The following is a 14,945-nucleotide window of genomic DNA, read 5'->3' as shown; positions in this document are numbered from 1 at the left end:
AGGAGTATAAAATAAAATGATAGTTTCACGTAAAATCATTTCGCAGTTATTGAATATTAATAGCATTAAAGATTATGAAATCGTTGATGCTTTAAATAGTTTAGGTTTTGAGGTTGATCAAGTAAAAAATTTAATGTTCAGTAATACAAACTTAGTTGTTGGTCAAATTACTAAAATTACTAAACATCCTAAATCGAATAAATTAAATATTTGTGAAGTAACAGTAGGTACTGAAATGTTAACTATAATTTGTGGTGCGCCAAATGTAGTTATTGGTATTAAAGTTGTTGTAGCAAGGATAGGAAGTGTTTTAGGTAATGGTCTTACTATTGTTGAAAGAACAATTCAAGATGTAGTTTCTTCAGGAATGCTTTGTTCATTAACAGAATTAGGATTAAGCGGTATTGTTCAGAATAAAGAAGAATTAAGTGGTATTATTCATTTACCAGATGATGCAATGGTTGGCAATATTAATCCATTACAATATTTAAATTTAGATGATACAATTTTTTTTATTGATTTAACAGTAAATCGTAGTGATTGTTTGGGGATTTATAGTATTGCTAGAGAATTAAGTGGTTATTTTAAAATTCCTTTAAAAAATATGGAAGTTAGTAGCATAGGAAAATTAGATAATAAAAATCAAGTTAGTGTTCTTAATGGTAAAATTCAAGCTTTAGCAACATTAAAGATTGCATTTGATGATAAATCTCTAATAACACCAATTTGAATTAGAAGAACACTACAACTTGCAAATATTGTACCCAAAACTTTATCAGAAGATATTATTCATTTAGTAATGTTAGAATTGGGTCAACCCTTAATTACTTTTAGTGCTGATGTTTTAAAAAAACCGTCTTTAAATATTTCACCTAAATCATATCCAGAAGGTAATTTGCAAATTAAAGAGGGTGATATTTTATTACACGATAAATATTTAGCTTTTAGTGTTTTAGGAGTTAGTCATAATATTGAATATGAAGTTAAACCAAGTTCACAAGAAGTTTTTATATTTTCAATTAATCCTGATGTTATCTTAATGAGTAAACAAGCAAAGCGACATGGTACTCTTATTAATACATTATTAGAGCGTTTAACAAGACCAGTTGTTCCTGATTATTATTTAATTGCTTTACAACGTTATTTGTTTATTTTAGGGCAATTACAAGTTAAATATGAAATTACTGGTTTTAGTAATGATGTTCCTTATCAAGTTAAAACAAAAGTAATTAATTTTAATTTTAATTTTATTAATAAAATTTTAGGTACAAATTTTGAGGTTAATGAAATAATTAATTATTTGACTATTATTGGTTGTCGAATTGAAATTGATTCAAAAAATCAAGAAATTTTAAAAGTAACAGTTCCTAATCATCGCAGTGATTTAAATAATCCTAATGATTTTAGTGAAGAAGTTGCCAGAATATTTGGTTATGATAAATTACCAGTTATTAAGCCACAATTTAATGCATCATTTAAGTCACCAACGGCAATGGAAAATTTAATGATGAAGTGAAGACAACATTTAACAAGTTATGGTTTTAATCAAGTAAAAACATATAGTTTAACAAGTATGCAGAGATTAAATGATTTTAATTTTTTTAAATATAAAATACCTGTAAAATTAGAAGCACCGTTGACATTGACAAGAGAAGTTATGCGTTTTAGTTTGACAGATAGTTTATTAAAAATTTGTCAATATAATTATGCACGTAAAGAAACACAATTAAAAATTTTTACTGATGAAACTATTTATACAGGTCATGAAACTGATGATAATCATCATTTAGCTTTTATGATTATGGATAATTTTTGACCAAAAATTAATACTAATAAAATTACTAATAATACTTATTATTTTATTAAAGGTTTTTTAGATGGTTTTTTAGCAAAAGTTATGCCAAATTTATTTAACTCTATTGTTTATAAAACAAATAATAATTCTTTAATGCATCCGTATTTAAGCGCAGATATTTTTTATGAGCAAGAACATATTGCTACTATTGGCGCACTGCATCCACAAACTGAAAAAATAATGAATGTTGAAAAAATATTCTTAGCAGAAATTAATTGTAGTAAGTTAGTTAAAATCATAGAAGAACAACGAAAAGTAGTTTCTAAATTTAAGATTTGATCAAAATTTAATGCTTTAAGTCGTGATGTATCAATTATTGTTAATAGTGATATTCAATTTTCTGATGTAAAAAATGCTATAATATTTGCAAATATTGATTTTTTAGAAAAAATATCATTAGTAGATTTTTATAATGATGAAAAATTAAAATCACAACATCAACATTCATTAACTTTTAATTTGAAATTTAATAGTCAAGAAGAACAATTAGATGAAACAAAAGTAAGTGGACAAATAAGTATTATTCAAGAAATATTAAAGAAAAAATTTCAAGCAATTATTCGTTAAAAATATAACAAAATATTAAATAATAACATTAATATATTTTTTTATTATATTAAATTTTTAAATTGGGTGAGATGATATGAAAACGTTAAACAAAGATAATTTAAACTTTTATAAAATGGCATTATTATTTATGATTCCAATTTGTGCACAATCTTTAATTGAAACATTAATAAACTTAATGAATAATTTTGTGGTTGGTCAATTTGGAAATGATGATGCTATTGCTGGAGTTGCATCATCAAGTAATATTTATGATATGGTTTGATATATCTTTTTTGCCATTGTTGCTACCGGTAATATTTTTACTGCTCAATATTTAGGTATTAAAGATAAGCAGAAAATCCAAGAAACTACTAATATAAAATTATTTTATACTTTAATTTTTTCAATATTTTTTGTTGTAATATTAGAATTATTTAGTAAACAAATTATGGGAGTAATTCTTGGTGCTGAAGATAATTCTCATCAAAATGCTATTGGTATTGCTGAAGAATATAGTAAATTAATTGCTTGAAATTATCCATTGTTAGGTTTTGCTTTTATTATGTCAATTACTATGAATACATGTGGTAATGTTAAAACACCATTGATAACTTCTATTTGTTCATTACTCTTAAATACATTTTTAGTTTGTATTTTATCATTACCATATAGTGGTGGACCGCAGTTAGGTATTGAAGGATTAGCAATAAGTTTAATTATTTCACGAGCAGTAGAATGTTTTATACTGTTGGGTTATTTAATTTATAAAAAACCAATTTATGCTCCTAATTGAAATATTTTTAAATTTACAAAAGATTTACATAAAAAATATATTATTACTTTTATTCCTTTATTTGCCAGTCAAGTATTATTTGGTGTTTCAGTGGTAATGTTAACAGCTTTATATTCTCATTTTGGTGATACTGAAGTTGTTGCCGCTGTGCAAATTGTTGGTAGTGTTGTTGCTATTTTTTATTCTACTTTTAGGGGATATAATGCTTTAGTTGGATATGCTGTTGGTAGCAAGTTAGGTTCAGGAGAACTAGTACTTGCTAAAGAAAATGCTAAGAAGATATTAAAATTGAGTTTTGCTATTTCAACTGTTATTGCTTTAATTATTTTGAGTAGTGCTTTTTGAGTTCCAAAAGTATTATTTCCAAATTTATCTAATAATACTATGAAACTTGCAATTTGATATATGGCTTTTTCGGCAGTAACTTATTTTTTCATTAATATGATGCAACCATTATTTAGTTTCCTTTATGCTGGTGGCTATACTTTAATTATTAGTATTGCTGATCTATTTTTAATTTGATTTATTGATATTTTTATTACCTTTGCTTTATTGCAGTGAACTGACTTAAGTATTAAAATGGTAATTATGATTTCGTGTTTAAGTAAATCAGCTGATTTTATTTGTGCTTATATATTTTATAAGGTGATTCCTTGAAATAAAAATATCATTAATTCTAAAGTAGAAAATGTATCTCATCCGACATTTGAACCACATGGATAATAATTTAATTAACTGTATTAATTTCAATTAATAAAGAGTTTTTACAAAACTAATTTAATTTCTTTTTCATCAACAACTAATCAAAAATGATTTTGCTTTGGATTTGATACATTTTTTTCTTTTTATAAAATCATGTAAATCATAATTATGATATTTTAAAAATCCTTTTGTTAATAATAGATTTTATTTTAATAAATTTTCTTTAAAAAATGTTGAAAAAATTCTATTAAATTTTAGCAAATAAATTCATATTTATAGTTTTATTGCATTTAATATACAATTATTATAGTTACTGGTGTGATTTTAGAGAATGGCAGAAGTAATGATTTTTTTATTTTTAGTTACAATTAAAGTTTTATAATAATTTAACGCTTTTCTCCCTTTATGTACTATTTTTTAATTTTATCACATAAATGCTGAGAAAAGTGTATCTACGGACTTCTCCCCACATTTTTAAATTAAACACAGCATTACAATTTCAAAACTAGGTATCTTGTTGAATTTATATGCAGCTTCTTTGGCATATAAATAAACATGATGTTTTGCAACTTTGATATGTGTTTTAAATGTTCTTCTTATATGTTTTCAAACTGATTCAATTTGATTGGTATTTACACCAGTTTTTGAAACATAACCATCTTGATGGTTAACTGTTTTATGTTTTGGGAAAACCAATTTGAAATCGCAATATCCTTTTCAATCATCAGTATTATAGGCATCAGTCACTTAAGTTTACCAATTAATATTTTCAATCTGTAATATAATTAAAAATAATTAATACAGAAGGAGAAATTATGAATTATAAAGTTTATTCAAAAGAAACAAAATTAGCCGTTATTAATGAGTATTTAGTTGATAAAAAACTAAAAATACATGAAATTCAAGTCAAATATAAATTATCAACTCCAGTATTAATTTATAATTGGGTTAACCAATATCAAATTAAAGGTGAAAATGTATTCACCAAAATTTCTAAATCCCAAACTTCTCACAGGATCGATAAGAAAGATATTGAAATTAAACTATTAAACAAAGAAATTGATAAACTTAGAAAACAAGCTTTAAAAGATGAGGTTGAAAAAGAACTTTTAAAGGAGCAATTAGCCTGTGAAAAGAAATTAACAAGGGGAAAAAATAGTAAATTATTAAAATATAAGTGTTTTTTAATAGTAGAAAAATATAAGCAAAAAGGTCATCAATTAAATAAAATTATTGTTTACATAGCTATTAGCAAAACAGCATACTATTTATGAGTAAAAAAAGGTAAAAAGCAATATCAATCAAAAATTAATGATAATTTGATACAAGCAATAAACAAAATAGTTCTCATTAAAAATGAAAAAAAGTACATTAATATCACTAGTTTTGAAAAAGTAAGATTAGAGTTAAAAATAAAAAATAAAGGTCTTAAATGCAGTAAAACAAGCATAAAACAAATATTAAAAGATAATAATATTAAATTATTATTAGAACCTAAATCAACAAATAGAGTAGTAGAAAATAGTGATTTAAAAAATAATAAAGATTTATTAAAACGTAATTTTTCAAGTAATAACTTTCTTGAAAAAGTTGGTATGGATGGCACATGATTTAAAAATATAATTATTGGTGATAAAAAAACAAAATTATTAGTTGTTTTTGCTACTGATATGTACAGTAATTCAATTGTTGGCTGAAAAATAAACAAAAGTGAAAATGCCAAAACTGTGTTAAATGTGGTTAATCAAATAGAATTAGCCAGTGCTAAACAATGTAATTTTACGACTATTCAATCAGATTTAGGTTTTGCTAATACAAGCGAAATTGTTAGTAAAGTTTTTAATACAAGTACTAATCTAATTCATTCAAAAAGTCTATCAGGTTTTAAAGGTAATCAAGTTAGTGAATGTTTAAATCGTTGAATTAAAAGAGATTTTAAAATGATGTTTGGTAGCACTTTTGAAAGTATGGAAAGTTTTAATAAAATATTAGAAAAATTTGTTAGATATTGAAACAATGATAGAATAGTTATTAGATTGAAAATGCCTCCAAATCAATTTGTACAGATTTGAAGACAAGAAAGTAAACTTATCTAACCAATGCCCCTTTTGTTTTTAGTTTTTTAGACTATGTTGGTAATACAAAATATGTTTTTAAAGGTAAAGTTGATAATGATGTTTATCAGCAAGATTTATATAATTTTGTTACTATGCCAGTTCGTGTTCCAAATTTAAGACATTTAAGAGTATTTTTTGATGTTCATGGTGAATCAATTTCAAATATTCGTTCATTTTTAAATTTTGGTCAAATTAATGTTTTTTCAAGTGAAAAAGTTACACCAGTACCACCAAATAGTCCTTTTAATCCTGAGTATGAACGAGTTAGTTGATATGATGTTTTTGGTCATTTGCGTAATGCTTTTAGGTGAGTACTTTATGGAGTAGTTGGTAAAGTTTTACCCGTGGAACCATTAAGAGAGTTTTTTACTAAACTTGATGGATTATTGAGACGTATTTTTGATGATACTATTAGTTCTGTTTTAAATGTTGATTTTACTAGTGGTTTAGAACAAGTTTTAACATTGTGAGTATTTTTAAAAGCAGTTGGATTTTTAGTTGGTTAGGAGTTGAAATAATGCCTTGATATGGTTATTTACTTTTAGGAGTTTTATTATTAATAATACTTTATCCATTTTTAATAACTAGAAAAAATATAAAGATATTGCAACGTGTAGGTAGTTATATTATTTCAGCACCACCACGTACTGGTAAATCTGCTCTTGCTTGTTGTTTGGCACAAAGACATAAAGGTAGGGTAGTTAGTCCTATTCCTATTAAAGTGCGTAATGAGTATAGTTATCGTTGTTCTTATGATGATGTTTTTAAATTTAATCAATTAAATAGTAATTATGCTTTTAAAGAGAATGATATGCTTGTTTTTGATGAGTTAGGTTTGAAAATTAATAGTAATGATTTGTCACCCGAATTTAAAGAAACACAAGAAAGTTTAGGAATGTTTTGTAAGTTAATAGGTCATAATTTTAATGGAATTATGTATATGATTGAACAACACCCCGATAGAATACCAAAACAAGCACGTGAAAAAGTAGAATATATTGTACAAGTTAAAAGAATGCGTATTTTGTTATTTTTAGTTAAGTTTAAACTAAATATTTATACTAATGTGGATGATTATAACAAAGTTGTGTTTTCTAAAAGACAAACTAAGAAAATAATTAAACGTGGTGGATTACCACCTAGTTATAGCGGTGAAACTATGACTTTTAGTTTATGATTTCCTAGGTCTTATTTACAAAGATATAATAGTCGTGCTTTAAATTATATTCATTCGTTAAAGAGTGAATTAAGTACTATTAAAGACTATGAGCAGTCACAAAGGTTTGGAGTTTACTGTTGATGATATTAGAGCAGTAGGATTAGATAAGTTGGATAATATATTACAAGATGATAAAAGAGATGTTATTAAAGTTCGTGGTAAACGTAGTTATGATAAGAATAAAAAGTTTGCTAAGAAGTAAAATGTGTATGTATTGCCGGTGCCAACCAGAACCTTTGGTTTGGTTGGCGTGGGCGTTTACGCCCTTTGTCTCACTTTTTTAAAGTGAGTGGGGTGTGGGTGCGTAGCACCCAAGGGGCAACGCACCTATATACTTGATAGATTTTTTCTTTTCTCAAATGTCTTGTTTTTTAAAATTAACAATGTAAAATAAAATACATAATTAATTTAAAATATAAAAGAGTAAAATTAAATGGTAATTTAGAGACTTAGTGGTTGCTGTAAACTAAGCAACTTTAATTTGAAGGTAACTTATATTACTAGTAATTTAAATAATAATTAAGTGCATTTACTTTGTAAATGAATTAGGATGGTACCGCGTTAAGAAACGTTCCTATTTGTGGAATTTTTTTTTATTTTAAAAAGGAGTATAACAAATGAATAGAAATTTAAACAAAAAATATAATCATATTGAAATTGAAAAGGATCGTTATGAGCAATGAGTAAAATCTGGATTATTTAAGGCAAATGTTAGTTCTATTAATCCTACATTTTCTATTATCTTACCACCACCTAATGTAACGGGACTTTTACATTTAGGTCATGCTTGAGATAGTACTATCCAAGATTTATTAATTCGTTATAAACGTTTACAAGGCTTTAATACTTTATTTATACCTGGTATGGATCATGCTGGCATTGCCACTCAAGTTAAAGTTGCACAACGTATTAAAGAAGAACAAAAACTTAATTTGCAAGAATTAGGTAAAGATAAATTTTTACAACAAGCATGAAAATGAAAAACAGAATATGCACAAAACATAAGAAAACAGTGAGCAAAACTTGGTTTAACATTAGATTATTCGCATGAAGTATTTACTTTAGATGAAAATGTTAAGCAAGCAGTTAATGAAGTATTTGTAAAGTTATATAAAGAAGGTTTAGTTTATTGAGGAAAAAAGATAGTAAATTGAGATCCAGAATTAAAAACCGCTATTTCTAATATTGAAGTAAATTATCATGAAACAAAAGGAAAAATGTATTATTTAAAATATTTTGTAGAAAATAGTAGTGAATTTATTACTATTGCTACCACCAGACCAGAAACAATGTTTGCTGATCAGTGTATAGTTGTAAATAGTAAAGATAAACGTTATTTACAATTTATTGGTAAAATGGTTGTTAATCCAGCTAATAAAATGTTAATTAAAGTCATCGCTGATGATTATGTTGATATGAATTTTGGAACAGGTGCTATGAAATGTACACCAGCTCATGATGCTAATGACTATGAAATTGCATTACGTCACAATAGACTTACTGCATAACGTTTTTAAGTTTTAATGATAAATTATAAAATCCTGCAATTAAATTAAATCTTAAAAATATTCGTTTTCTGGCTTTTCTAAATTTATAACCAATAATCTTAAAACATTTTAAAAATGCAAAAACATGTTCAATTTTTCTACGAGTTTTATTAATAATCTTATTAAAGATTTTGGTTTTATTTGTTTTAGGATTATTTTTGCTAATTTTAATGGGTAAAAATGTATTAGCATGAATTTTTTATAAACCTTGATAACCTTTATCTGCAAGAATTATAGTTTCTGGTAAAAACTTTAACTTTGAATTCTTAAAAGTTTTAAAATCATGATTTTTACCAATATCAGAAAAAATATTTAAAATTTCATTAGTATTTGCATTAATTACGGTTTGAAACTTAACAGTATGCATTCATTTTTTACCAGAAAATCAATCTTTTTGGTTATATTTTGGTCGTTCTGTTTCTACCTCTGTTACATCAATTATCAAAATTTTATTTTTTAATTCTTCTTTTTAAAAAAATATTTTTATTTGTTAAATTATTAAACTTATTATTCTTTATTAAAATATCTTCAATTGAACGAATATTTCGTAAAGCAGTAGTATCAACCATACCATACTCAGCACCAATACTATGATATGTACGATTTTCATATAAATATCTTAAACTCATTACTAGTCGATCTTCTATTGACATTTTATATGGCCTTCCACCAATAGTAGTTTTGAGTTTTTGATGTTCTAATAAAATATTTAAAATTTCGTTAAAAACGAGTTTATTAATACCCACTATTTTACGAAAATATTGATCAGATTTATCTTTTAATTCAAAATATGTCATAAAGTTTATCCTTAACTATTCAAATTTTATTTTAATAATAACAAAAAAATAAAAAGTTAACTAGTTATGCAGTAAGTCTAATTTAGCAATACCTATTTGTATGAATGTTGATGGAACTATGAATGAATTAGCACAATCATATATTAATCAAGATCGAATGGTATGTCGTAAACAATTAGTTGAACAATTAAGAAAAGAAAATTTAGTTGTAAAGGTTGAAGAACATCTTCATCAAGTTGGTTATTCAGAACGAAGTAACGCTATTATTGAGCCATATTTATCACAACAATGATTCATAAAAATGAAACCATTAGTTGAAATGATTATTGATAAACAAAAAAATAAGAAAACAAAGATTGATTTTCATCCAATATTATTTGAACAACAATTTTTGCAGTGATTAAATAATATTCAAGATTGATGTATTTCTCGTCAATTATGATGGGGTCATTTGCTTCCAGTTTGATATCATAAAAAAACTAAGAAAATTTATGTTGATACTAACCCACCATCACCAATTAACGATTATATTCAAGAATCAGACGTATTAGATACATGATTTTCTAGCGGTTTATGACCCTTTGTAACTTTGGGTTGACCGCAAAAAAATGTTGATTTGCAAAAATATTATCCAATATCAGTATTAGTTACTGCTTATGATATTTTATTTTTTTGAGTTGCACGAATGATGTTTATGGGTTGAAAATTTACTAATCAAAAACCATTTACTAATGTTTTAATTCATGGTTTAATTCGTGATGAACAAGGTAGAAAAATGTCAAAATCATTAAATAACGGAATTGATCCAATGGAAATTATTAAAAAGTATGGCGCGGATGCTTTACGTTATTTTTTAGTTAGCAATTGTGCTCCGGGTCAAGATTTAAGATTTAGTATTACTAAAGTTGAATCAGCTTGAAATTTCAATAATAAATTATGAAATGCTGCACGTTATGTACTAATGAATACTGATGATAAGTTTCAATTGGATGAAAATATTGCCTATAATAAATCATTAGACTTACTGCATAACGTTTTTAAGTTTTAATGATAAATTATAAAATCCTGCAATTAAATTAAATCTTAAAAATATTCGTTTTCTGGCTTTTCTAAATTTATAACCAATAATCTTAAAACATTTTAAAAATGCAAAAACATGTTCAATTTTTCTACGAGTTTTATTAATAATCTTATTAAAGATTTTGGTTTTATTTGTTTTAGGATTATTTTTGCTAATTTTAATGGGTAAAAATGTATTAGCATGAATTTTTTGTAAACCTTGATAACCTTTATCTGCAAGAATTATAGTTTCTGGTAAAAACTTTAACTTTGAATTCTTAAAAGTTTTAAAATCATGATTTTTACCAATATCAGAAAAAATATTTAAAATTTCATTAGTATTTGCATTAATTACGGTTTGAAACTTAACAGTATGCATTCATTTTTTACCAGAAAATCAATCTTTTTGGTTATATTTTGGTCGTTCTGTTTCTACCTCTGTTACATCAATTATCAAAATTTTATTTTTTAATTCTTCTTTTTAAAAAAATATTTTTATTTGTTAAATTATTAAACTTATTATTCTTTATTAAAATATCTTCAATTGAACGAATATTTCGTAAAGCAGTAGTATCAACCATACCATACTCAGCACCAATACTATGATATGTACGATTTTCATATAAATATCTTAAACTCATTACTAGTCGATCTTCTATTGACATTTTATATGGCCTTCCACCAATAGTAGTTTTGAGTTTTTGATGTTCTAATAAAATATTTAAAATTTCGTTAAAAACGAGTTTATTAATACCCACTATTTTACGAAAATATTGATCAGATTTATCTTTTAATTCAAAATATGTCATAAAGTTTATCCTTAACTATTCAAATTTTATTTTAATAATAACAAAAAAATAAAAAGTTAACTAGTTATGCAGTAAGTCTATTATCATTTATTGATCAATGAATTTTACAAGAACTTAATCAATTGATTATTTATGTAGAACAATATATGGAAAAATATGAATTTGTTTTAGTGGTTAAAGCACTATCAAATTTTATATGAAATAAATATTGTTCTTGATATATTGAATTAAATAAAGTTAATTTACAAAATCAAGAGCAACAAAGTAACTCATTACAAACATTATATTATGTATTACAGCAAATTATTATTATGGTTCATCCCTTTATTCCCTTTATTACAGAAGCAATTTATGAAGAAATGGGGTATAAAAATAGCATTTTAACAAATAAGTTTCCTAAAGTTAAAGTTATGGAAAAAACAAAAGATGTAACACAATTTGTTGAAATATTAATCGAAATTATTAGTAATATTCGAGAAATTCGTAAAGAACTTAATTTATCATTAAAATTACCGTTAACTATTCATATCAATACTACTAATTCTTTTTTTGAAGTAGAAAAAAATACTTTAAATCCTTATTTATTACAATTAACTAATACTCAAATTGTTACTATTAGTGATAGTCCGTTGTCTGTTAATAATAAAGTAATTAAAATTATTAATTTAGCAGTAATAGAAATTAATGTTTCAAATTTATTTAATAGACTTACTGCATAACGTTTTTAAGTTTTAATGATAAATTATAAAATCCTGCAATTAAATTAAATCTTAAAAATATTCGTTTTCTGGCTTTTCTAAATTTATAACCAATAATCTTAAAACATTTTAAAAATGCAAAAACATGTTCAATTTTTCTACGAGTTTTATTAATAATCTTATTAAAGATTTTGGTTTTATTTGTTTTAGGATTATTTTTGCTAATTTTAATGGGTAAAAATGTATTAGCATGAATTTTTTGTAAACCTTGATAACCTTTATCTGCAAGAATTATAGTTTCTGGTAAAAACTTTAACTTTGAATTCTTAAAAGTTTTAAAATCATGATTTTTACCAATATCAGAAAAAATATTTAAAATTTCATTAGTATTTGCATTAATTACGGTTTGAAACTTAACAGTATGCATTCATTTTTTACCAGAAAATCAATCTTTTTGGTTATATTTTGGTCGTTCTGTTTCTACCTCTGTTACATCAATTATCAAAATTTTATTTTTTAATTCTTCTTTTTAAAAAAATATTTTTATTTGTTAAATTATTAAACTTATTATTCTTTATTAAAATATCTTCAATTGAACGAATATTTCGTAAAGCAGTAGTATCAACCATACCATACTCAGCACCAATACTATGATATGTACGATTTTCATATAAATATCTTAAACTCATTACTAGTCGATCTTCTATTGACATTTTATATGGCCTTCCACCAATAGTAGTTTTGAGTTTTTGATGTTCTAATAAAATATTTAAAATTTCGTTAAAAACGAGTTTATTAATACCCACTATTTTACGAAAATATTGATCAGATTTATCTTTTAATTCAAAATATGTCATAAAGTTTATCCTTAACTATTCAAATTTTATTTTAATAATAACAAAAAAATAAAAAGTTAACTAGTTATGCAGTAAGTCTATTATCATTTATTGATCAATGAATTTTACAAGAACTTAATCAATTGATTATTTATGTAGAACAATATATGGAAAAATATGAATTTGTTTTAGTGGTTAAAGCACTATCAAATTTTATATGAAATAAATATTGTTCTTGATATATTGAATTAAATAAAGTTAATTTACAAAATCAAGAGCAACAAAGTAACTCATTACAAACATTATATTATGTATTACAGCAAATTATTATTATGGTTCATCCCTTTATTCCCTTTATTACAGAAGCAATTTATGAAGAAATGGGGTATAAAAATAGCATTTTAACAAATAAGTTTCCTAAAGTTAAAGTTATGGAAAAAACAAAAGATGTAACACAATTTGTTGAAATATTAATCGAAATTATTAGTAATATTCGAGAAATTCGTAAAGAACTTAATTTATCATTAAAATTACCGTTAACTATTCATATCAATACTACTAATTCTTTTTTTGAAGTAGAAAAAAATACTTTAAATCCTTATTTATTACAATTAACTAATACTCAAATTGTTACTATTAGTGATAGTCCGTTGTCTGTTAATAATAAAGTAATTAAAATTATTAATTTAGCAGTAATAGAAATTAATGTTTCAAATTTATTTAATAGACTTACTGCATAACGTTTTTAAGTTTTAATGATAAATTATAAAATCCTGCAATTAAATTAAATCTTAAAAATATTCGTTTTCTGGCTTTTCTAAATTTATAACCAATAATCTTAAAACATTTTAAAAATGCAAAAACATGTTCAATTTTTCTACGAGTTTTATTAATAATCTTATTAAAGATTTTGGTTTTATTTGTTTTAGGATTATTTTTGCTAATTTTAATGGGTAAAAATGTATTAGCATGAATTTTTTGTAAACCTTGATAACCTTTATCTGCAAGAATTATAGTTTCTGGTAAAAACTTTAACTTTGAATTCTTAAAAGTTTTAAAATCATGATTTTTACCAATATCAGAAAAAATATTTAAAATTTCATTAGTATTTGCATTAATTACGGTTTGAAACTTAACAGTATGCATTCATTTTTTACCAGAAAATCAATCTTTTTGGTTATATTTTGGTCGTTCTGTTTCTACCTCTGTTACATCAATTATCAAAATTTTATTTTTTAATTCTTCTTTTTAAAAAAATATTTTTATTTGTTAAATTATTAAACTTATTATTCTTTATTAAAATATCTTCAATTGAACGAATATTTCGTAAAGCAGTAGTATCAACCATACCATACTCAGCACCAATACTATGATATGTACGATTTTCATATAAATATCTTAAACTCATTACTAGTCGATCTTCTATTGACATTTTATATGGCCTTCCACCAATAGTAGTTTTGAGTTTTTGATGTTCTAATAAAATATTTAAAATTTCGTTAAAAACGAGTTTATTAATACCCACTATTTTACGAAAATATTGATCAGATTTATCTTTTAATTCAAAATATGTCATAAAGTTTATCCTTAACTATTCAAATTTTATTTTAATAATAACAAAAAAATAAAAAGTTAACTAGTTATGCAGTAAGTCTAATAAAGAAGAACAGTTAGCAAAATTAAAACAGGAATTAGTTTATATTGAAAATGAAATAAAACGTAGTAAAGATATTTTAAGTAACCAACAATTTTTAGCAAAGGCATCACCAACAAAAGTTGAAATAGAAAAACGGAAATTAGAAAAGTATCAAAATCAAAAAACTTTAATCAATGCCAAGATTAAAGAATTGTAAAAAACTTTCGGAATTTTACCACATGAACAAGTTAATCACAAAAAATATTTTTCTTAGAACCTGTTTAGAATCTTTTAGAGAATAAGGTAAAATTACTATATATTTTAAAAT

The 14,945-nt window shown here is 24.1% G+C and carries 18 protein-coding genes and 1 pseudogene; 10 read left to right on the top strand and 9 right to left on the bottom strand.

The genetic code is table 4. The features are described 5' to 3' along the window. The first annotated feature begins 16 nt into the window (after positions 1–16). Positions 17–2,422 carry a phenylalanine--tRNA ligase subunit beta gene (pheT, locus tag AAHM85_RS03205; RefSeq protein ID WP_342260968.1) on the top strand — a complete coding sequence of 802 codons (2,406 nt, stop codon included), beginning with the start codon at positions 17–19 and terminating at the stop codon, positions 2,420–2,422. 76 nt (positions 2,423–2,498) lie between these two features. After that, complete coding sequence (locus AAHM85_RS03200; RefSeq protein ID WP_342260967.1) at positions 2,499–3,920, top strand: MATE family efflux transporter; 1,422 nt, start codon at positions 2,499–2,501, stop codon at positions 3,918–3,920. Between the two features lie 453 nt (positions 3,921–4,373). Here the strand turns inward: AAHM85_RS03200 and AAHM85_RS03195 are convergent, their stop codons facing one another. Then, positions 4,374–4,646: a transposase gene (locus tag AAHM85_RS03195; RefSeq protein ID WP_342260966.1), complete on the bottom strand. Its 273-nt coding sequence runs from the start codon at positions 4,644–4,646 to the stop codon at positions 4,374–4,376. 68 nt (positions 4,647–4,714) lie between these two features. On the opposite strand from AAHM85_RS03195, the gene AAHM85_RS03190 reads away from it, so the two are divergent. The 4 genes and pseudogenes from AAHM85_RS03190 to AAHM85_RS03175 form a co-directional block, all read left to right on the top strand. Continuing rightward, positions 4,715–5,995 carry an IS3 family transposase gene (locus AAHM85_RS03190; protein WP_342260965.1) on the top strand — a complete coding sequence of 427 codons (1,281 nt, stop codon included), beginning with the start codon at positions 4,715–4,717 and terminating at the stop codon, positions 5,993–5,995. A gap of 113 nt (positions 5,996–6,108) precedes the next feature. Next, positions 6,109–6,522 (top strand): hypothetical protein, encoded by a 414-nt coding sequence (locus AAHM85_RS03185; RefSeq protein WP_342260964.1) that lies wholly within the window; start codon positions 6,109–6,111, stop codon positions 6,520–6,522. Between the two features lie 11 nt (positions 6,523–6,533). Beyond that, positions 6,534–7,325 carry a hypothetical protein gene (locus AAHM85_RS03180; RefSeq protein WP_342260963.1) on the top strand — a complete coding sequence of 264 codons (792 nt, stop codon included), beginning with the start codon at positions 6,534–6,536 and terminating at the stop codon, positions 7,323–7,325. Between the two features lie 527 nt (positions 7,326–7,852). Then, positions 7,853–8,728, top strand: a pseudogene (locus AAHM85_RS03175) (class I tRNA ligase family protein); the annotation flags it as partial. Between the two features lie 253 nt (positions 8,729–8,981). On the opposite strand, the gene AAHM85_RS03170 reads toward AAHM85_RS03175, so the two are convergent. Further along, positions 8,982–9,227, bottom strand: coding sequence for a transposase family protein (locus AAHM85_RS03170; RefSeq protein WP_342260961.1), 246 nt, complete (start codon positions 9,225–9,227; stop codon positions 8,982–8,984). 4 nt (positions 9,228–9,231) lie between these two features. Continuing rightward, positions 9,232–9,579 (bottom strand): transposase family protein, encoded by a 348-nt coding sequence (locus tag AAHM85_RS03165; RefSeq protein WP_342260488.1) that lies wholly within the window; start codon positions 9,577–9,579, stop codon positions 9,232–9,234. A 100-nt stretch (positions 9,580–9,679) separates the two neighbouring features. Between AAHM85_RS03165 and AAHM85_RS03160 the strand changes: the two genes are divergently transcribed. Continuing rightward, positions 9,680–10,627 carry a class I tRNA ligase family protein gene (locus AAHM85_RS03160; protein WP_342260960.1) on the top strand — a complete coding sequence of 316 codons (948 nt, stop codon included), beginning with the start codon at positions 9,680–9,682 and terminating at the stop codon, positions 10,625–10,627. Here the strand turns inward: AAHM85_RS03160 and AAHM85_RS03155 are convergent. Further along, positions 10,601–11,095 (bottom strand): transposase family protein, encoded by a 495-nt coding sequence (locus AAHM85_RS03155; RefSeq protein ID WP_342260487.1) that lies wholly within the window; start codon positions 11,093–11,095, stop codon positions 10,601–10,603. The genes AAHM85_RS03160 and AAHM85_RS03155 overlap by 27 nt on opposite strands. 4 nt (positions 11,096–11,099) lie before the next feature. Further along, positions 11,100–11,447 carry a transposase family protein gene (locus AAHM85_RS03150; protein WP_342260488.1) on the bottom strand — a complete coding sequence of 116 codons (348 nt, stop codon included), beginning with the start codon at positions 11,445–11,447 and terminating at the stop codon, positions 11,100–11,102. 122 nt (positions 11,448–11,569) lie between these two features. Here AAHM85_RS03150 and AAHM85_RS03145 point away from each other — a divergent pair, with 122 nt between their 5' ends. Beyond that, entirely contained in the window at positions 11,570–12,166 is a 597-nt protein-coding gene (locus AAHM85_RS03145) for a class I tRNA ligase family protein (RefSeq protein ID WP_342260959.1), read from the top strand. Here AAHM85_RS03145 and AAHM85_RS03140 read toward each other — a convergent pair. Both AAHM85_RS03140 and AAHM85_RS03135 read right to left on the bottom strand, forming a co-directional pair. Next, positions 12,156–12,650, bottom strand: a complete 495-nt coding sequence (locus AAHM85_RS03140; protein ID WP_342260487.1) for a transposase family protein — start codon at positions 12,648–12,650, stop codon at positions 12,156–12,158. The genes AAHM85_RS03145 and AAHM85_RS03140 overlap by 11 nt on opposite strands. A 4-nt stretch (positions 12,651–12,654) precedes the next feature. Further along, positions 12,655–13,002 (bottom strand): transposase family protein, encoded by a 348-nt coding sequence (locus AAHM85_RS03135; RefSeq protein ID WP_342260488.1) that lies wholly within the window; start codon positions 13,000–13,002, stop codon positions 12,655–12,657. Between the two features lie 122 nt (positions 13,003–13,124). On the opposite strand from AAHM85_RS03135, the gene AAHM85_RS03130 reads away from it, so the two are divergent. Next, positions 13,125–13,721, top strand: coding sequence for a class I tRNA ligase family protein (locus tag AAHM85_RS03130; protein WP_342260959.1), 597 nt, complete (start codon positions 13,125–13,127; stop codon positions 13,719–13,721). Here the strand turns inward: AAHM85_RS03130 and AAHM85_RS03125 are convergent. Both AAHM85_RS03125 and AAHM85_RS03120 read right to left on the bottom strand, forming a co-directional pair. Continuing rightward, entirely contained in the window at positions 13,711–14,205 is a 495-nt protein-coding gene (locus AAHM85_RS03125; RefSeq protein ID WP_342260487.1) for a transposase family protein, read from the bottom strand. The genes AAHM85_RS03130 and AAHM85_RS03125 overlap by 11 nt on opposite strands. A 4-nt stretch (positions 14,206–14,209) precedes the next feature. Beyond that, a complete protein-coding gene (locus AAHM85_RS03120) occupies positions 14,210–14,557 on the bottom strand; it encodes a transposase family protein (RefSeq protein WP_342260488.1) in 348 nt (115 codons plus the stop codon). Between the two features lie 64 nt (positions 14,558–14,621). On the opposite strand from AAHM85_RS03120, the gene AAHM85_RS08445 reads away from it, so the two are divergent. Then, entirely contained in the window at positions 14,622–14,834 is a 213-nt protein-coding gene (locus AAHM85_RS08445; protein ID WP_425289725.1) for a hypothetical protein, read from the top strand. Positions 14,835–14,945: the final 111 nt, after the last annotated feature.

Source organism: Spiroplasma endosymbiont of Notiophilus biguttatus, from assembly GCF_964030985.1.
In the GTDB taxonomy this organism is placed as follows: domain Bacteria; phylum Bacillota_I; class Bacilli_A; order Mycoplasmatales; family VBWQ01; genus Spiroplasma_E; species Spiroplasma_E ixodetis_A.
This window is presented reverse-complemented; position numbering and strand designations above follow the sequence as displayed.